General features: G+C 34.8%; 12 protein-coding genes and 1 pseudogene. 9 read left to right on the plus strand and 4 right to left on the minus strand.

What is annotated here, in order from left to right:
- Positions 1-139: 139 nt before the first annotated feature.
- Both EZV73_RS05960 and EZV73_RS05965 read right to left on the minus strand, forming a co-directional pair.
- Positions 140-1,681 carry an SWIM zinc finger domain-containing protein gene (locus tag EZV73_RS05960; protein WP_240839261.1) on the minus strand — a complete coding sequence of 514 codons (1,542 nt, stop codon included), beginning with the start codon at positions 1,679-1,681 and terminating at the stop codon, positions 140-142.
- 10 nt (positions 1,682-1,691) lie between these two features.
- Positions 1,692-3,077, minus strand: a complete 1,386-nt coding sequence (locus EZV73_RS05965) for an ATP-binding protein (protein ID WP_240839263.1) — start codon at positions 3,075-3,077, stop codon at positions 1,692-1,694.
- Between the two features lie 225 nt (positions 3,078-3,302).
- Between EZV73_RS05965 and EZV73_RS05970 the strand changes: the two genes are divergently transcribed.
- From EZV73_RS05970 to EZV73_RS06010, 9 genes are all read left to right on the plus strand, one after another.
- Complete coding sequence (locus tag EZV73_RS05970; RefSeq protein ID WP_240839265.1) at positions 3,303-4,838, plus strand: S-layer homology domain-containing protein; 1,536 nt, start codon at positions 3,303-3,305, stop codon at positions 4,836-4,838.
- 264 nt (positions 4,839-5,102) lie between these two features.
- The gene (locus EZV73_RS05975) at positions 5,103-9,035 is read left to right on the plus strand and encodes a carboxypeptidase-like regulatory domain-containing protein (RefSeq protein WP_240839267.1); all 3,933 of its coding nucleotides are present in this window, start codon (positions 5,103-5,105) and stop codon (positions 9,033-9,035) included.
- Between the two features lie 8 nt (positions 9,036-9,043).
- Positions 9,044-10,852: an S-layer homology domain-containing protein gene (locus EZV73_RS05980; protein WP_240839269.1), complete on the plus strand. Its 1,809-nt coding sequence runs from the start codon at positions 9,044-9,046 to the stop codon at positions 10,850-10,852.
- Positions 10,853-11,014: 162 nt separating this feature from the next.
- Positions 11,015-12,277, plus strand: coding sequence for a hypothetical protein (locus EZV73_RS05985; RefSeq protein ID WP_240839271.1), 1,263 nt, complete (start codon positions 11,015-11,017; stop codon positions 12,275-12,277).
- Positions 12,278-12,406: 129 nt separating this feature from the next.
- Complete coding sequence (locus EZV73_RS05990) at positions 12,407-12,967, plus strand: TetR/AcrR family transcriptional regulator (protein WP_240839273.1); 561 nt, start codon at positions 12,407-12,409, stop codon at positions 12,965-12,967.
- A gap of 92 nt (positions 12,968-13,059) precedes the next feature.
- A complete protein-coding gene (locus tag EZV73_RS05995; protein ID WP_240839275.1) occupies positions 13,060-13,872 on the plus strand; it encodes an oxidoreductase in 813 nt (270 codons plus the stop codon).
- Between the two features lie 12 nt (positions 13,873-13,884).
- Positions 13,885-14,625, plus strand: a complete 741-nt coding sequence (locus tag EZV73_RS06000) for an SDR family NAD(P)-dependent oxidoreductase (RefSeq protein WP_240839277.1) — start codon at positions 13,885-13,887, stop codon at positions 14,623-14,625.
- A gap of 19 nt (positions 14,626-14,644) precedes the next feature.
- Positions 14,645-15,460, plus strand: a complete 816-nt coding sequence (locus EZV73_RS06005; RefSeq protein WP_240839279.1) for an SDR family oxidoreductase — start codon at positions 14,645-14,647, stop codon at positions 15,458-15,460.
- Between the two features lie 169 nt (positions 15,461-15,629).
- Complete coding sequence (locus tag EZV73_RS06010) at positions 15,630-17,129, plus strand: CdaR family transcriptional regulator (protein WP_240839281.1); 1,500 nt, start codon at positions 15,630-15,632, stop codon at positions 17,127-17,129.
- Between the two features lie 28 nt (positions 17,130-17,157).
- Here EZV73_RS06010 and EZV73_RS28970 read toward each other — a convergent pair.
- Both EZV73_RS28970 and EZV73_RS06015 read right to left on the minus strand, forming a co-directional pair.
- Positions 17,158-17,217, minus strand: a pseudogene (locus EZV73_RS28970) (hypothetical protein); the annotation flags it as partial.
- A gap of 157 nt (positions 17,218-17,374) precedes the next feature.
- The gene (locus EZV73_RS06015) at positions 17,375-19,240 is read right to left on the minus strand and encodes an aldehyde ferredoxin oxidoreductase family protein (protein WP_240839283.1); all 1,866 of its coding nucleotides are present in this window, start codon (positions 19,238-19,240) and stop codon (positions 17,375-17,377) included.
- Positions 19,241-19,514: the final 274 nt, after the last annotated feature.

Here is a 19,514-nt window from a genome sequence, read left to right on the forward strand (position 1 = left end):
GACTGAACAAAATTAATCTATGAGAGAAGTCAAGAAACATGCAGATGCCCTTAACAACTTAACAGAGAAACTAAAAGAACAATTTGATCATTTTAAATTATCAAAATAAAGACCATCACAGGAAGCGATGGTCTTATCTTTATATATGCATGCTTTCAAACTTATTAAGTTCATCTATAAAAGCCTTTCTAGTTGAATATTTACTTTTCCAGAAAGAAGATAGTTCGCTGAATAAATCTTGACCACCTTCTAACTCAAAAAGCTTATGGAAGTTGGACAAGTAGTTGGCATACTGTCCTCGAGAGCGAAGTTGTGTAATATCTTTTTTTTCTCCTATCCTGTAAAAGTCTAATAAAATATCATTAAAGTCACTTTTAAGTTGATCTTGATGTTTATGTAAAGCTGAAAACGACTTGTTTTCCAAGACATAATTAAGTAACTCTGTAATCATATTTTCAGAAGAATAGACATAATCAATCTGATTCCAGTCAGAAAGCATTGAGATGATTATAGTTTTTCCTACTTGCCACTGTTCATCATTGTAAAGTGCCTTTAACTCTTGATAATATGAAATACTAATTTTCACGTTTAAATTATCAAGGTATAGCTGGATAAGTTTATCTTTGTCATCTATTGCTAGATAATACTGCTTGAGGTAGTTAAAAGTATAATAATTTTTAGGAGCATTCATTATATAGGCTTCTAGGCCGTGGTAGTCTTCTTCCTCTAAACGCATTTCAATGATTCGATTGTAAACCAAACTGTTGTCTTCAAAAGTACTTAATGCATCTAATCTTTCCTGATAGCTTTTACCAAATTTCTCATAAAGAGAATCTCTGTTAAATATTGTAGAAGAATAATATCTCCCTGATGCAATTTCATGTTGTAGTTCATCTTCTAGCTCTTTTAAGAAAAGTTCATTGTAGACTGGTTCGTCTAAAAAATTAATGAACCAATCTTTTATCTCATAAGAGTAATAAAACAAGCTCTCTTTGTAGACGGTATAACAATATGAAAGTATTTCTGATCTGATCGAACTTTCTTTTTCAAGAACTTGGAGTATACAATAGAAGTTGTCGGGTGTTGACATGCTTGTATGGTCGTCTATGTTACCTAAGGTGTTTACAAAAGATTTAAATACTTCAAGCATATCTTGATGTTGTCCTTTATCGTAGAGTGTCTTGATGTAAGTTTGTACTTGATCGATTTCTTCTAGAAAGTCATCATAAGTATAATCGTCTATATAATCATACTTATGAAATGTTTTTTCTATGTATGAAATCATTGGACCGATATCTAAAGTCGATGCAAACTTAACCATGAAGGATTCTCTTAAATTTGCATTGTTTTCGAGTATTATCTTTAAATATTTTCTTAAATCATCTTCATCGAGTCTATCTACAAGAGATAGGTCATAGTCTCTTTGTGGTAAATTCTCATATTCATATAAGGCTGCAACAATGTGTTTGCAAGAATGATTGTCATAATAGTAAGGACATGTGCATTTCATGTATTTTATGGATTGTCCATCAAATTTAACATAAACATGATATAGATCATAACCACTGACATTAGCCTCAAGGCTTGATTTGTTGTAGTTTATAATGTTCACACGGTCATTCATATAATAATCGTAACCTCTTTCAAGAATAATACTTGAAAATATGCTTTCGTGTTTCATTTGAAACTCCTTATTCGTATAAATTGTCTAAGGTAACAAGTTTTAAATGCGTGACTTGCTCTTCTAACTTGAGTAGCTCTTTTGTGAAACCTGATTTTGAGAAAATATAGTAATACTTATTCTCACGATTTATAAGCAGGCTTCTCTCAATGAGTTTCTCATAAACTTTGATTCCGACTTTTTCGTTTTTAAACTTGCATTCACAATATATGCCTGAATCTTTAGAAAGTCCTACAATATCAATTTCCTCTTGTGTTTTGGTGACAGGATTACTTCCCCACCAAGAACCAAATACTTCAACGAGAAATGGCAAGTCCATAGTCTGATTTTTCTTTATTAAATACTGGGTACAAACTTTTTCAAACATTAGCCCGTAGAGTGTACCAATATTTTCACTTATTTTCATTTCCCATACAGCAGGGCCTAAATCCTGTTCAATTAAACTTCTATGGTTGTAGACATATTTAAACATAAAGACATAAAGTGGATCTGCGATATGATAGATGCTTTTTTTTGAGTTGCTGGCACCTATTGGTTGAATTTTTTTTATGATTTCTAGCTCTAATAATGAAAGAATGTACTTGCTAGTTTTTGATGAACTTTCTCCAATTTTAGTAGCAATTTCGTTGAGCTTAGAAGCACCATTTGCTATTGCTTCAATAATCGCATAGTAAACGACAGGTGTTCTTAACTCTTGATGTAAAAGATTTCTTGGTTCGTCATAAAACAATGTCGTATTGTTTAAGCATTTTTCTATGACATTGTCTACAAAGGTTTTTGAAGGATCAAATTGAATCATATAATGAGGAATACCGCCTAGTATTGAAAATGTTTTAAATTTATCTTCTACAGAGTATTCTGGAAAGAAAAGCTGTGAGCTCATATAATTCATGGGATATATCTTCATCTGTCCTGTCTTTCTACCATAGATAGGACTTTTATGGGAAACGAGTTCATTCTCCATAAAACTAATAGATGATCCACAGAGTATAATCATGATATTTTTATTACTAAGTTGATGATCAATTATATTTTGTAGAATAGATAAAAAGCTTGTATTGGCTTTTGCTAAATACGGAAGTTCATCAATGACCAAGATGAGTCTATTCTCACCTGCTTGTGTTGATATAAATTTAAATATATCTTCCCAGTATTCAAAAGTAATATTAAGATCCATCTTGTAGTGACTAAGAACTGTGCGGGTAAATTTATTCTTATTAAGAAGGTCATTATTTTCCTCAGCAACATAAAATATTGCATTTTTATCTTTTATGAATTCTGTGATTAATTTGGTTTTTCCTACACGACGACGACCATACATAATTATCATTTCAAATTTATTTGATTGATAGAAGCGCTCTAGTTGCATCATTTCCTTTTCTCTAGCTAAGAACATAATAGTCTCCCTTTTATATACTTACGAGTAGTATACTTATAAGTATATTAACATATCTGAACTGATTTTACAATTTGCATCTATTTGTAACGTATTAATAAACCTTTACGATTAAGCCTATCTTCTTGAATTCATATTAAGATAAGGTTACAGTGAATATGTTACATAAAGTGAAGTTAGAATTATGCCGATAAACTTATGTGAGTAACGTAAGAAGGGATGCTTATGAAGAAGATAGTAATATTATTAATAATTATGGCAATGATAATAACACCATCCATGGCAGAGGTGGTTTCATTTGAGGGGGGTCTTGTAGGAGATCCGACCCTAACCAATAATCAGTTTAATTATCAAGAAGTTTTGTTTATTACTGGTGAACCTATCGTCATGACAGGAACAGTCCAGGTACCTACAGTACCTGAAAATACAGATCAATATACCATCACTTATAATTATGAGCTTTTAAACTCTGATAAGAATGTGGAAGTAGATAGAACAGCAACTTTCCAGGTAACCAAAACTTCTAAAGAAGAGTATGGTCAAACGACTTACAAGTATGAGCTGACGTCTTTAGACGAGACCATTAATGTGGCTGGAACAGAGTATGTTCTTAATTCTTTTTTATACAATCGTTCAATGATCTATGATAATACAGCTGCTGTAGATTATTTCTCAGGCAATATGTATCTAAAAAGAACATATTATACAGGTGGTACACCTGAAAACTATAACATCAAGGTAACCATTGAAATAACATCTAATCACGATGAAGGTGCTATGATAGGTTATGATCACCTATGGGGGAATGCAGAGACGTATATGTCAAAGATGACCCTTAACGGTGAAGTACCAAATCCAGATTATGATTCATCAGACCCAGATTCAGAAGAAAAACTAGAATGGTACGGTCAGGTAGACTTAAGATCTTCTTATCAAAAGTTTTCTGAGTTCCAATATCAATCGACGGCACCGCAATCTATATCTTTTGTAGGCTCCTATGTAAGAATCGATGAGATAGAAAATGTCTTCCAGTATACTTATGACATGCCTGTCTTTGAGAATAACTTACCGACTACCAAGAGAAATACAGGTGAAGAAACTTTAAGAAATGATAAGATCATTGACGGTGACTCAATGGTAGTACCCCATTTCAAAGATACTGGCGGACACTGGGGAGAAGACAACATCTTTTTCTTAGCCAGCTTAGAAGTCATCAACAATAAATCAGAGTTTTACGGTCCAGACCAGCCTCTTACTAGAATAGAATTTGCTGAAATGATTTCAAATGCCATAGCAACTATAGAAGACAGGTCGCAAACAGAGATCATAAGATCATTAAGGCCTGGTGCTACTCAGATGTTTAATGATATACCAAATGACTATGAATTTTATAATTACGTAGCCTTTGTTTATAACAATGATATTATGAATGGTTATGGCAATTACTTTAATCCAGAAGATAAGATTTCTAGAGCTGAAGTTATTACCATTATGGTAAATGCCCTTGGCCTAGAAAACAGGGCACCACAGTTACCATTTGAAACAAGGTATTCGGATGATGCTGACATTCCAAATTGGTCAAAGAGATTTATTTACATGGCGGATGAGATTAACTTGGTATCTGGTTTTCCAGATAATACAATTAAACCAAATGCCCATGTAACAAGAGCAGAAGGTTCTGCCATGATCAAGTCATTAATTGATCATATGAAAGACAACATCAGAATTGACTACAGAGAAAAAATCATCAATAGATATTAAAATGAAGCCGGTCTTGTACCGGCTTTAATCATATAAATTTTTCAGGAAGATGTTCTAAATTTTAAGAATATTTTTTTAGTTATGAGAATATAAATACCAATCTTTTCTAGCACTGTAAGTATAAAGTCAGAATATTGAATATTTTTATGCAAGAGGCCTTAGAATCGTGTGTTTTTGTGGTTTTTTGTGTGCAATTACAGTATACTTTTATATACGATGGTTAAAAATATAACAAGGGTTTTGTGGTTGAGAATGGAGGAAGATTTGAAGAAAATATTAAGCCTAATTTTGTTGATTACCACGCTGATGTCAACGTTTGTTTATGCAAATGAAGTTGAACAAACAGATGTGAATGCACTAGTGGGATCGATAAACAAGATTCATGTAGTTATCTCAGGCAATGATAGTGCCAATGAGAGATCTAGAAATGAGTATAGCAATAAGTATACCAGTATCTATTTGCCTCAGAAAGAGACAGTTGATTTAGCTGTAACTTTTGAAGGTATCGAAATGGATGGTTACCAAGCTGTTTACAAAGATGGAGAAGAGTATAAGACTTTCGGTAGTTTTACAACTGAAACAATAGCTGATGATCGTCATTATGCTGACAAAAGAATGGATGTTTACATTCAAAAGGTATCTGATAGTTCAGTTGCAAGAGTTGGTCAACTAGTTGTTTATTCATTTAGAGATAAACTAGGTCACGTAGCTGTAAAAGATGCAGATGGCCAAGATTATGATGGTAGAGTCAACTATACTTTATTAGATGGGGATGATACCCTCTACAATTACAGTTCAGAAGCCATCGGTGGCAACATGGTTGTATTTTTACCTGAAGGTGCTGCTACCAATGACACTTTATCGATCATTGCCTATCCTGAAAGAAGTGACTTTGCCAATACACAAGTGACGTCTTTGTCACCAACAGTTGAAAATGATGTGAGATACAGATGTGGTGAAATCTCTTTCCAAACTCCTGAAACGACTGTGACGTTAAAAGATGACCAGGGTAATAATGTTTCGAATATATCAGTACGAGCTTCTGTAGGAAAATTGAATGCATCAGGTGTAACAATTTCTACATACCCAGATGACAAACTGCATTTAGCAAGTTTTGGATCTGACTACTTTGCAGGTGTTCATATATCGATTTATCAGTTTGCCTCAGGTAATATGAATCATCTAAAAACTGGGGATGTAAGTATTGGATCTGATGATGTATTATGGACTTTAGACGGTGCTGACGATGGAAATCAAGACAATGGTGACCAAAACAATGGTGGAGATAATACACCTACAGAAAAACAGCTTCACGAAAAAGTTGCATCAATTACACCTATCATAACAACTAACGATCAACCTACGCCAGGTTCGAAGTTTTATACTAGTGATAGAAAGAGAAGTTTATACATTTCGGTTCCAGAAGGATCAAATGCAACATCGAAACTTGAGCTTGAGTTTAGAGATGAGAATGGAGATATATTAGATATTGGTGATGCTGTCATAGACATCAGATTCAATGATGGTCATGCCAGTGAACCGAGCTATAATAAAGATACAAAAGAGTTGACGGTATACCCTGTTTCAGGCGGTTACGCAGATCAATTTGGTGGTAATGTATTTTTTGATGATAATCATGTGCCAGTGGGATTACATATTGTTGTTTACAAGGGTAAGCTAGGTGAACTTCAAGTATCCTCTCCTGATGGTTTATATGAAGGTAATGTCAATTATCTTGTTGGCTACAAAGGAGATAAAGGTCAATCTGGAAGTAACACCAATGCTCACGCTTACAATGGTATCTTACCGATTCCTGTAATGAATGGTCTTTTAGATGTTGAATATGCTTTTGTTTTATTATGGCCAGGTGAAAAAGTAAATGACAAAGTTTATGCCAATGCAGAGTATAAAGATTTTACAAATATTATGGGTAACTCAGAGTTGATATTTGATATGGGCTCAGCTGATTTCCAAGAACCTGAGTATACAGCGACTGTAGTTAACGAAGATGGTTCAGGTTGGAATCAACTGGTATTTGGAGTAGAAAGTGCATATCAGGGTCAAAATGCCAACATTATAGGCGCTGAAGCGAGTTCTATCAGTGCTGTAGGCAATGTAGCTGCTTTTGCATCATTTGGTGAAGACTTTAGTAACACGTTTGAACTGAAGTACTTCCAATATAACAAGCCAGAAAAGATTAACATGACAGTTGATATTTCAACTGCGGAAGATGAGACCGTTGAATATGTAGAGGGTGAGACAAAGCTACAAGGAAACATGTTAAAGCCTGATGGCAATCCAATTCCAAATGGTCAAGGCCGTGATGTTCATGTAAAAATAGAGGAAATTACTGAAAACTCACGTGTTGAGATTGCCAACTATGTCATTAACACAGGGTCTTATAAGACAAGTGATTTGGTTGATGGTAAGAAGTATAGAATAGATATTCATCCTGATCCAGGTGATTTTGATGATTTATTTTTAACCGCAGCACCATGGGTTGAGCTAATTTATCATGATACACCAGGTGATTATCAAGGTATTGATGAGTTTGGTGAGACAGTAAACTATACTGTAGACCAAAATGGTTTAATCACATTAGACATAAAAATGACAGAAGCCTTCTTAAAGGGTCAAGTTCTATTAGGTGGTGTGGCAACAACAGACCACATAAATGTAACCCTAATGAAGGGTGATGAGGTAGTTGTTAGAGCTTCAACTTATTCATCTACAGTACCAGGTACACCAGTCAACAAGTCAGGTGTATTTGTTATGGGTGGTATTAAGGTTGAAGATGGTGACTACAAGCTTATTATCGGTGAACCAGAAACAAGCCTTCAATATGCAGGTACAGTTGTAGATATTACCTTACCTCATGCTGACTTTATGGAAATTGAACTTCCTAAGAACAAGGTTTATGGTAAGATGGTTGTTCTAGCAGAACATCAAGCAAAATATGAAAACAAGTTTAGAAGAACATATGTAAATATATACAACGAATTCGGTGAATATGTTACTAATGGTAGAGTTAGAGAAGATGGATTATTTGGTGTATCAGATTTAGATACAGGCAGATATTATGCACAAGCCTTTGTGACACCTTATGCAGAGTTAGCTGCAGATTATGCATCTTCAGAAAGAGTTGCATTTGTTGTAGATGACTCAGGACAATCAAACTTTGATGTACCATTAATAAGAAAGATTGCTAGAGGAAATGTAACTTTAGCAAATGGTCAACCACTTGTTAAAGGGTGGGTACTCGTTTATGATGCTTCAGGTGACATGGTCTACTCTGCAAGTACAGACGACTCTGGTAACTATGTATTAGCAGCTTTAGCTGATGGTGCTTATAAAGTGAAGGCCTTAGGAGAAGGTGGCGATTTTGATTCACCGATGAGTACATTTACAATTACAAATGATAGCGTTAATAATGAGAACGCTTTAGATTTAAGATTGACACAGGCTCAAGTGACAGGATCTATTCAAAAAGATGATGCAATGAGTATCGATGTGATTGTCTACGATGATAACAAACAGTTTGTGACTGTGGTAAAAGCGGAGGATACAAGTTTTAGTTTAGGCGGTTTATTATCTGGTAAGTACTATATTCAAGCTGTACCTAATGCTTCAGCAAGTGATACATCAAGCGAAATGGTTGAGTTTGATTATGCAGGTAATCCACTGACACAAGATTTAGCCTTAGGCACTTCAGATCTAACAGGAACAGTCAAGCTACCAGACGGTAATGTTCTTGAAAAAGGTTGGGTCAAGCTCTATAAAGATGGCCTTGTAATTGCTACTTCACAAATCAGTACTGAAGGAACTTTTAAGTTTGGTAACTTAGAAGATGGTGTGACTTATCAAGTACAAGTTGACAACACAAAAGGCTATTACAAGTCAGAAAAATTAGATGTGATAAAAGGTACCAATGATGTAGAAATTCTTTTAAGAAATCAAGCATCTGTTAAGGGTATCATCAATTTAAATGGTAAAGTATTAGATCTTCAGAAGGTATTTATTTATAAAGATAAGAATCCTGTAACAACAGTAATGACAAATGCATTTGGTGAGTTCTCTGTATGTGATTTAGAGGAAGGTACATATGAGTTTGTGGTTGTTGTAGATGAAAAGGCATATGTATTTACAAAAACTTACTCAGGTAGTGAAGTCAATGCCGGTACAGTGTCATTAGAATAGGAGTAGTCATGAGTTTAAAAAGAATAATAAGTTTACTATTAACAGGTCTTCTACTCTTTACAAGTGTAGCAGTTTATGCAGAAGATGATGTTACAGTGCCACCAACAGAGGATTTACCTAAAATAACAGAAGATGAAACACCAGCATATGATTCAATAGTTACTGAAACACCCGAACCACCTGAACCACCAAAGGACAATGATGATGAAGATGATGACAAAGATGATTCTGATTCGGGTTCTGGTAATTCTTCAAATCCTGGCGGTTCTAACACTGGCAATAAAGATAAAGAAGAAGATAAGGTTGAAGTAGAAATTGAAAAGCCTAAGAAAGATGCTACTGATGAAGAAAAAGAAGCTTATAGAGAAGAACTTAAAGATCAACTAGATGAGTTAGATAAAGACCTAGAATCAGCGAAAGATGCTGACAAAACTGTAAAGGCTATTAATGATTCATTAAAAGAAGTTGTTAAAGATATGGACAGTGAAGATGCTAAAGAGATTGTAAAAGATCTTTCTGACATGGTGGAAAAGGCCATTGATAATCCTGAAACTTCTTATGAAGAAGCCAAAGAAATGGTAACAGAAGTCATTGAAGGTACATTGTCTAGTTTAGAAGATAAGTCTGAAGTTAAAGAAGATGTTTCTATGATGATTGAAAAGGTGATGGAAAAATCTTCAGAAGTGAAGCCTACAAAAACAGAAGAAGGTTTTAAGGCATCTAAGAGTCAACTGGCTTCTGCTATCTTAAAAGTAAAAGAGACAAAAGAAGATTTAGAAAAGACATTAAAGAAGAATGACATGGCAGATGTTGTTGTTAAAGAAACAGTTAACTTAAACATTGAAACAGAAGAAGAGGAAGCTGTAGTACTGACTTTAGATACTGAGGTAACATCACTATTAAGTGAGGAGTCAGTAGACCTTAAAGTTGCTGCAAAGGGGGTAAGTTTCCTTATTCCTGAAGCTCTATTAAAGACAGCTTCTACAGGCTTAAAGATTGAATCTAAGCCAGTTGAAGAAGCTGATAAGAAATCTTTAAATAAGGAGACTAAGTCAGGTAAGGCTACTGAACTTAAGACGATGGATTTACATGTATCTGAAGGTGATAAGGATGTTAAAGGTTTGATTGAACTGTCATTCCCACTTGATGATGTACAAGCTGATTTAGATTCATTGATGGTTGGTGTATTTGAAAATGGCCAGTGGGAAAAACTTGATTATAAGATTGTAAATGGTCAAGTAATCTTTACTGCACCTCACTTCTCTATTTACTCATTAATGACTTATGAGCCATCGTTTACAGATGTAGATAAGTACTGGGGTAAGAAATTCATCACATCATTAGCTGCAAGAGGTGTTGTAGCTGGTAAAAGTGATGCATCATATGATCCAAACGGTACCCTTACTAGAGCTGAGTTTGTAAGTATGCTTGTAAACCACCTAAATCTAACTGATGAAGTGACAAGAAACTTTAAAGATGTAGAAGAAGACAAGTGGTACTATGATGTAGTAGGTAAAGCAGGGTTAAATGTATTATCAGCTGGTACAGCTGATATGGCCTTCAGACCAGAAGAAGCTATTACCAGAGAAGAAATGGCTGCTATGATCTACAGAGCATACAAAATTAAGTTTAATGAAAATCCTCAAGCATCTACGAATACATTTATTGATGATGAAAGTATAGAATACAAGGATGCGGTATACGCTGTTAGAGCACTTGAAATTATCTCAGGTTATGAAGACAATTCATTTAAACCACAAGGTAATGCAACAAGAGGTGAAGCAGCAGTAGTTATGTATCTGTTTATGAATAAGTAATGAAATAGCTGCCATTTGGCAGCTATTTTTACTAACTAGTATTTTGATTTTGAACTACAAGTTAATCAGTGGCTTCTTGATAGCTTATAAACATTTGTTACTTATGGATACATGAAGGATACACATGCCTTTTATGATGGATATATGTTAAGGAGGCATACAATGAAGAAAATAATAAATAGTATTTTGATATTAACTCTCATCTTTTCACAAGTCTTGCTGATCTCATGTCAAAATAATCAGGTTAAAGAGGTGGCTCAGACTAGTGAGACCACTCAAGTAGAAGAGAAAATAGAAAACGTTAATTACGTAGAGTATAAGTCTACAAAGGATATTAAATCTACAAAAGGCTTGGGTGGTAAAGCAGAAAAGTATTACACCAAATACATTGAATACCTAGCACCTAGTGGTAAAAGCATTAAGATTCTAGCCCAAGATAAAATTTCTGATGAGCAGTTACTTTATGCACATGCAGTGATGGAACTATACTTAAGGAACCTGACTCAGGTTTATGGTGAAAAGATACCTAATCTTATTGGTGGAAGTGGTAATTACTTGGTCATGCCAAATGGCAAGGATGATGGTACAAATCAAAAGGCAGTCATAGGGCAGCCACAATATCAATTAGAAACTGCTAATGTGGGTTCTAAGTGGTATATAGAAAACGATTATGAGCATCGTGATTCGACATTTGAAGAAATCTTCCACTTTGTCCATGATTCCGGTGTTGGTACTGTTAACAATGAGCGTGGTTCTAAGAAGCTTGCAAATATGATTAATGATGGTAAAAACAATGCTTTACCTAAAGATAAGAAGGACTGGGGTAAAAAAGGCATCTGGGGTGTGAATGCTAAAGAAAGTTTAGAGGAGTGGGCTAACGAACCAGGTTCTCTAGAAGCAGAATACATCATATGTGTGATTGATACCTACTATGGTCTATGGGAAGCATCAGACACAACTGCTTTGTTTGGGGAATACCTAGGCAAGACCAGAGAAGGATTGAAAACTCTAGATCCAATGGGACTAGAGATTGTAGAATCCTTCTTACCTAAGCAAATGAATGTCATGATGAGAGTCGATCCAAGTTTTGAAGGTACCTTTAAAATGCACCTCGATGATAAAGACAAGTATACATTTAAATCTCAGTACTTAGATCTATTGAGTCTAACAGGAAAAAACAACTCTAATATTTCTGCGAATGACAACGACAATATCCTTCTTGGAAACAGTGGCAATAACCACATTGATGGTAAAGCTGGTAATGATGTAGTACAGTTTTCTGGCTCTTCTCAAGAATATACTATTACCAAAGATGGTAATATTTTAAGTATAAATGACAATAGTAACAGAGATGGTCAGGACATACTTGAAAACATTGAAATTCTAAGGTTTAAGGATAAAGATATACAAGCAAATGATTTATAAATGATGGAAAGATACTCAAAATATTGATGAGTATCTTTTTTGTCTATTAAAAAAATTTTCAAAAAAGATTTGACATTTTGGATTGAACAATCTATACTTGGATTATCCAATCCGGAAAGGCGAGATAAGATGAGTAAAAAAGATGATATACTTCAGGCAACCTTGAAGTTGATAATTGAAGGTGGATTTCAAAGCTTGACATTAGCCACAATTCTAGAAGAGGCAAATGCAGGATACGGAACACTCTATAACCACTTTAAGTCTAAAGATGAACTTATTCTAGTTTTATACCAAGAAATCAGAAAAAAAATCAGTCATATTGTTTTGGCAGACTTTGATGATCAAATGGATGTAAGAAGTAAACTAAATTTGTTTGTATCTAGATACTTAAAGTATTGTATTGATAATATTGACGAAGTAAATTTTGTTGAGCAGTTTTCTTACTTCTATGCAGATGTCAACGTTATTGTCGGACTTGACGATGATGGTTTCTACTCTGCCTTAGTGGACTTGATTAAAAGAGGTCAGCAAGAAAAACTGATTAAAGATTGCAAGATAGAAGTTTTGATTCAAGTGATCAATGGTTCTGTCATGGCAATTGCCAGAGGTATGAGAACAGGTAAGTATGAGTTTACAGACAAAGATGAAAATGCATTTTTGCAGATTTGCTGGGACTCAGTAAAAAGTTAATAATTAATATGTTGCTGCTTGTTGATTCAAGCAGTAAAAAAATAAACACGTTGGATTGATTAATCCATCCAAACTTTAAAAGGAGAATTTAAATGAAAAAAGTAGCTTTAGTAACAGGTGCATCATCAGGCATTGGCGAGGATACAGCAAGAAGATTGAAAAAAGAAGGGTATGTTGTCTATGGTGCAGCAAGACGTGTAGAGAGAATGAAAGGTTTGAAAAAGGAAGGTATTAAAACTATTTACCTAGATGTGACGGATGATGAATCAATGATCAACTGTATAAAAAAGATTACAGATGAAGAAGGAAGATTAGATGTTCTTGTTAACAATGCAGGATATGGATCTTACGGTGCACTTGAAGATATCCCAATGGAAGAAGCAAGAAGACAAATGGATGTTTGTGTACTGGGCTTAGGCCGTTTAACACAACTAGCATTACCTTTAATGAGAAAGCAGCGTTCAGGATCAATCGTCAACATCTCTTCAATTGGAGGTAAAATCGGTGAACCTCATGGTGCTTGGTACCATGCAGCAAAGTTCGCAGTAGAGGGAATGAGTGATTCTTTAAGGATGGAGTTGGCGGAGTTTGGCATTGATGTCATCATCATAGAGCCAGGTTCTATTAAAACAGAGTGGGGTGGCATTGCAGTAGAAAATATGCTGAAAGTTTCAGGTCATACTGCTTATGGTAATTTGACTAGAAAACACGCAGATATGCTAAATAGATTTGGTGGCAGAGGTTCTGAACCAAGTGTTATAGGAAAAACGATTGTAAAAGCTGTTACTTCAAGAAGACCAAAAACGCGTTACTGTGTAGGTACTGGTGGTCCAATGATGTTATGGATGAGACGTCTATTATCGGACAGAATGTTTGATAGAATGATGCTTTCACAAATGAAGTAGAAAGGAAAACTTATGAGACATAAAGGAAAAGTTGCGTTTATCACAGGTGGTGGTTCAGGTATAGGCGAGCAAACTGCTTATAAACTGGCCAGTCAAGGGGCAAGTGTCGTAGTTGTAGGTAGAACCCTAGAAAAACTTAATAAGGTCGTAGATGAAATAGAAAAAAATGGTGGCATAGCAAGTGCTGTTCAGTGTGATGTATCTGATCCAACATCCATTGAAAGAGCTCTCGTTGAAACAATAAAGCTGTATGGCAAGCTTGATTATGCAGTCAATAATGCAGGTTTAAATCAAGCCTTTGACAAAACTGCAGATCTGCCAATAGAAGAATACAAGCGTGTAACAAGTATTATCTATGATGGTGTTTATTACTCGATGAGAGCTCAAATACCTCATATGCTAGCAGGTGGCTCAGGCTCTATTGTCAATGTCACTTCTGTATATGGTACAAAGGGCATGATGTATAACCTGGCATATTCAGCAGGCAAACATGGTGCTCATGGTATGACAAAGGTTGCAGCTTTAGATTATGCTGACGAAAATATAAGAGTGAATACAGTTGTGCCTGGAGTCATCGACACACCACTATTAAAAACAGAACCTGAGGCAGTAGAACAGATGAAACAGGCCATTCCTCTTAGAAGACTCGGTAGACCTGAAGAAGTTGCAAATGCAATAAGCTTTTTACTTTCAGATGAGGCAACTTATATAACAGGTAGTCAGCTAGTTGTAGATGGTGCATATACTGTTTAAAGAGAAAGGATGATGAATAATGGACAAAAAGGTAATAGTGATAACAGGTGCTTCTTCAGGTATTGGTAAGGCTACTGCAATGTATTTTGCTGAAAAAGGCTGGCAAGTAGCAGCTACTATGCGTAACATACAAGCAGGAAAAGAATTAACTGAATTTGAAAATATTAAGTTGTTTGAATTAGATGTTACAAAACAAACGACTATTGATCAGGCTTATGAAGAGATATTAAAAACTTATGGAAGGATAGATGTACTTCTTAACAATGCAGGATATGCTTTAAGTGGTCCTTTTGAGTATTATACTGAAGAACAGTTTCAAAGACAGTTTGATGTAAATGTATTTGGTGTCTTTAGAACAACTCAAACCTTTGTTAAACACTTTCGAGAAAATAAGAAAGGTATACTTATGTTCGTGACTTCTATGGGTGGGAAAATAACTTTTCCTGTTGTTTCTACGTACCACAGCACAAAGTATGCCGTAGAAGGATTTGCTGAATCATTAAGTTATGAGGTTAATGAGTTTAATACTAGTATAAAAATTATCGAACCAGGCACCATCAATACTGATTTTGGTGGGAGATCAATGGATTTTGCATCAGTAGATGAAAATAATCCATACATGCCATACATCAGTCATTTTTCACACATGACTTCAGAAAATACTGGCATTGATCCTGTAAATGTGGCAGAAGTTATTTATCAAGCAGCAACTGATAATAGTAGTCAAATGAGATATACTGTGGGTGAAGATGCTGAACAATTGATAGGATATAGACAAGAGAGTGGCGATGAAGCATACGTAAAAATGATGACAGATAGATTTAAACTACAATAATCAAACAAGGGATAGAATCATCTATCCCTATTGTCATTACAAATGATTATGTAGCTTAACTGCCTCAATTTCGAAGGAAGATTATTTCTTGTCAAATAGTGATAGAGATTTCAACACATGTAGGGATATATTAATCAGATCTATAAAGACCATATTTGGGGAGGATATGATGATTAGTTTAAATGAAATTATCGATAACTTATCAAGTTACAAGATTATTAAGACATTTTTACCAGCTGAAACTATTTATTTTGATAATGTAACGATTTTTCACAAAGAAATTGTGACCTTTAGAAATACAACACTCTATATAGCAAAAGCGTCTAATCTAGTTGATTGTAAAGTCAGTTTCGATAATAACTTGATTGTTATAAGAGATTGTGACAAAAATTTCTCTTGTCTAATGACATTTTCTTATGATACGGACCAAATTAAATTGTTAAATGAGATTAGTTACAGTATAACAAAAGCTATTAAAAATGATGCGTATCTGAATAGACTCTTTGATGATGTTATAGAAAAAAAAGGCATGCAAAGCTTAATAAATAGAACAGCTGAGCTTTTAAAGAATCCTGTATTTCTTTTGAATGCTTCATATAAAGTTGTTAATCACAGTGCTAATGAGACTTTTGAAGATGCTTCTTGGGATGAGACCTTAAAGAAAGGTTATTCTACCAATGAAGCTATTAGGCTGTATCGTAGAAATGGGGTTATTGAGAAGTTACTAAAAAGTGAAAATCCAATAATTGTGGAATCATTATCTGGTGGCCAACCTATGATACTTAGTAAAATATCATTAGAAAATAAGATGGTTGCTATATTGGCTATTGTTCAATCTAAAGAACGATTAGACAAGAATATCCTGTCTTTAGTTAAGAGAATTACAGCTGTTTTGATAATTGAAATTGAAAGAGATAAGTCAGTTTTAGGGTTTAGGAAAGGTACTTATAAAAAGATACTTTTTGATCTGATAGATGGTAAGATGGATTCCTTGGAACTGGCTAGCAGAAGACTAGAAATGTTAAAGATTAATAAGTTTCCAAAATTTTATGCTATAAAAATTATAGCTGATAAACCTGTTAACACCTACTATTTAAAAATGTATTTGAATCATCTATTTTCAGAGGGGATTATTCTAGATCGTGAGGATGAGTTAATTCTATTGTTACCTGAAGCGAAAAAAAATCTAGAGACATTTTCAAAACTTGAAGGATTGTTAAAAGAACATGATCTTAAAGCAGGTATTTCATATGAGTTTGATGATATCCTGGATATTAGGTTTTTTTATTTACAGGCCGTTGAAGCACTAGGTCTATCAAAGATTATGAAATCAGGCGGATGTATGTATTTTTATGAAGATTATCTTGTATATTCATTATTAAGGCATGTATCGGATGTAAGTCTAGATCAACTTTGTTTGCCACAGTTATCTAGAATAGAAAAGTATGATTATTTACACGGAACAGATTATTTGAATACGTTACACTGCTATTTGTCGTCAGGAAAAAACATAACACTTACAGCCAGCTTGTTATATGCACACCGGAATACAATTAATCATAGGTTGAAAAAAATAAGAGAAATCACAAACATGGATTTATCTGATGGTGAAAACAGTTTTAAGTTGTTTTTTTCGTTAAAGGTCAGAAACTATTTAAGTAAGTTATAAAGAAAGAGGTCATGTGAATGGCCTCTTTTTAGCCTCCTGCTATCAAAGGGATAATGGTTAAGGTATCGCCTTCTTGTAAAATTGTATCATTTGATGCTCATGTGCCATTTAGCCTGTAGATGCGGCTTTTATCATAGGTTTGATTGTTCATAAAACTTTCAATAGTAGTACCAGAAGAGAGCGTTATGACTTCGGCTATTTTAGTTAAGGATTTATGTTCATAGTATTGTAAAGTGATTTTCATATTATGACCATAAATCTTTAATAACAAAGTCAAGACCTAAATTCTTAAGTGTATCAGGTAGTGGTTTTCCTGATATTTTATCAAATCCTACAAGGTCATAGTAGTCATTTTTCATCTCTTCCATGTGCTTTCTCAAATCAGCATCTACATTCGGCCCGTCAAATGGTTTATCAAGAAATCTCTTTGAAAGTGTGTCATCTTTAGCTGTCATACCATGTCTACATGAGTAAGCTCTTGCTAGAACCCTGTTCTTTCTGTAGATTTTCATCAAATCACTATAAGTGTAATCTTGACCTGTTACTGCATTAAATACACCTGCAAGTGTTGATGGTGCAACATCATATATAGCTGCGAAATGACACAAACCAATTAAATCGCATACACCTTCTCTATCAGCAGTTTCATTTAATACGTAGGCTTTCTTTTCTGGGGTATGTGGGTTTAGCTGACCAGCATATACCTCGGTATCTGGAACCATGCCGACTCCCACACCTTCCTTTGTACCGCAGTAACTTGAAATGATATGACCTAAACCATAATCGAAGTAAACTCTTAGATCATGGGTATGATAAGCAGCACCGTTTTTACCATGAAGAGCCCTATCTTTTGCATCTCCACCAATATATTCTGCGGTTGGTATAATGCCATCTGCTAACACATCACCAATGCCTTCGCGTTTGACAATTTTATCGATAAGTTTTACAACACTTTTGTAGTTTCCCCAAGTGAGGTCTATGTCATCAAGTTGATCTATAGATAGGAGCCCTATCTCATAACACTCCATGCAAAGTCCGATTACAGAGCCGACTTTTCTAACATCAAGACCTTCTCTATCCACGATACTATGAAGGTAGAGCATGACATCACCATCGGTAATGCCGAGATTGCTTCCAATGGATGCAATGCCTTCAAACTCTGGTTCGTCCATAACAATGCCTTTTCCTGGACCTTGTAGTAAGGTCATTTCTCTACAATGATTTAAGGGACATTTATAACATGGTTCTACTTTAACTTTATGTCTAGAACGATAAGAAAAAGATGATAAATCCTCATAGTTACCAATACTCGTCGAACCATTTTTTGCGATAAGATCCCCCATATCCAAAGAAGGACCTACAGTGCCTGCTGTACCTGACTGCCTCAAAAAGTTGACCAATTGCGATTGTCTTATATCATTTGCCCAAGCCTTCACCATCTCAGTAAGCTTTTCTGAGTTGAAAACAGGTACCTCTTGTGAACCGGATACGGCAATTCCTTTCAAGTTTTTTGCACCCATGACTGCACCTAAAGCACCAGATCCTATGAAGTGTCCATCATCAACAAGAATCCCTGAAAGTAAAGATTTCTTTTCACCAGCACCACCAATTACTGCAACTGATACCTTCTTCTCATTAAAAGTCTCTCTTAAACATTTTGCAGTTTCTAGTGCATCAAGTCCTACTAGGTGGCTAGCATCTACCAACTCTGCGTGATTATCTGTAATTTTTATAGTTACAGGTTTATTCGATTTTCCTCTGATAACAATATAATCGAAACCAGCAAACTTTAGTCTGGAACCGAAGAAGCCATTCGCCTGACTTGAGGCAATCATATTGTTTCCAATAGGTGATTTTGATGTTGCTGTTAAGAGACCTGAAGAAAAAGCCTTTGTACCTGCAAGATTTCCAGCAGCAAACACAAGTACATTTCTTGGGTCGAATGCCTCGATTTCTGGAGTGACTTCATCATATACAATTTTGGTGCCAATACCATTGCCACCAAGATATGAGTCTAATGTTTCAAAATCGGAATCTTTAATCGCAATCATATTTTTGCTTAAGTCTACATCAAGAAATTTTCCCATCCAACCATATGTTTTATTCGCCATATTTACTCCTTTCAAATAAACGTCCATACAATAATTCTACAGATCATAAAAAGGGCTGTCATTGGGCTGTGTGTTTAAAGCAGTACAGTCTATTTGGTGCTGTATGCACAAGGCTCCGTAAGTTGGTGCTGGTTTTAAGATATTTTCGTCTATGAAGTCGGTAGGATTTAATTCTTTAATAATGTCATCTTTCAAACTTATGTTGTAAGATTAATATGTAGTGTTTAAGAACTGGTTAAGAAAAGTAAGTATGAAGCCCTATTGAAAAATAACT

This window comes from Acidaminobacter sp. JC074 (genome assembly GCF_022496765.1).
Classification (GTDB): domain Bacteria; phylum Bacillota; class Clostridia; order Peptostreptococcales; family Acidaminobacteraceae; genus JABXKX01.

Excerpts from the sequence above, each read along its gene's own strand:
- EZV73_RS05960 (WP_240839261.1), bottom strand. The coding sequence starts at position 1,681 with ATGAAACACGAAAGCATATTTTCAAGTATTATTCTTGAAAGAGGTTAC.
- EZV73_RS05965 (WP_240839263.1), bottom strand. The coding sequence starts at position 3,077 with ATGTTCTTAGCTAGAGAAAAGGAAATGATGCAACTAGAGCGCTTCTAT.
- EZV73_RS05970 (WP_240839265.1), top strand. The coding sequence starts at position 3,303 with ATGAAGAAGATAGTAATATTATTAATAATTATGGCAATGATAATAACA.
- EZV73_RS05980 (WP_240839269.1), top strand. The coding sequence starts at position 9,044 with ATGAGTTTAAAAAGAATAATAAGTTTACTATTAACAGGTCTTCTACTC.
- EZV73_RS05985 (WP_240839271.1), top strand. The coding sequence starts at position 11,015 with ATGAAGAAAATAATAAATAGTATTTTGATATTAACTCTCATCTTTTCA.
- EZV73_RS05990 (WP_240839273.1), top strand. The coding sequence starts at position 12,407 with ATGAGTAAAAAAGATGATATACTTCAGGCAACCTTGAAGTTGATAATT.
- EZV73_RS05995 (WP_240839275.1), top strand. The coding sequence starts at position 13,060 with ATGAAAAAAGTAGCTTTAGTAACAGGTGCATCATCAGGCATTGGCGAG.
- EZV73_RS06000 (WP_240839277.1), top strand. The coding sequence starts at position 13,885 with ATGAGACATAAAGGAAAAGTTGCGTTTATCACAGGTGGTGGTTCAGGT.
- EZV73_RS06005 (WP_240839279.1), top strand. The coding sequence starts at position 14,645 with ATGGACAAAAAGGTAATAGTGATAACAGGTGCTTCTTCAGGTATTGGT.
- EZV73_RS06010 (WP_240839281.1), top strand. The coding sequence starts at position 15,630 with ATGATTAGTTTAAATGAAATTATCGATAACTTATCAAGTTACAAGATT.
- EZV73_RS06015 (WP_240839283.1), bottom strand. The coding sequence starts at position 19,240 with ATGGCGAATAAAACATATGGTTGGATGGGAAAATTTCTTGATGTAGAC.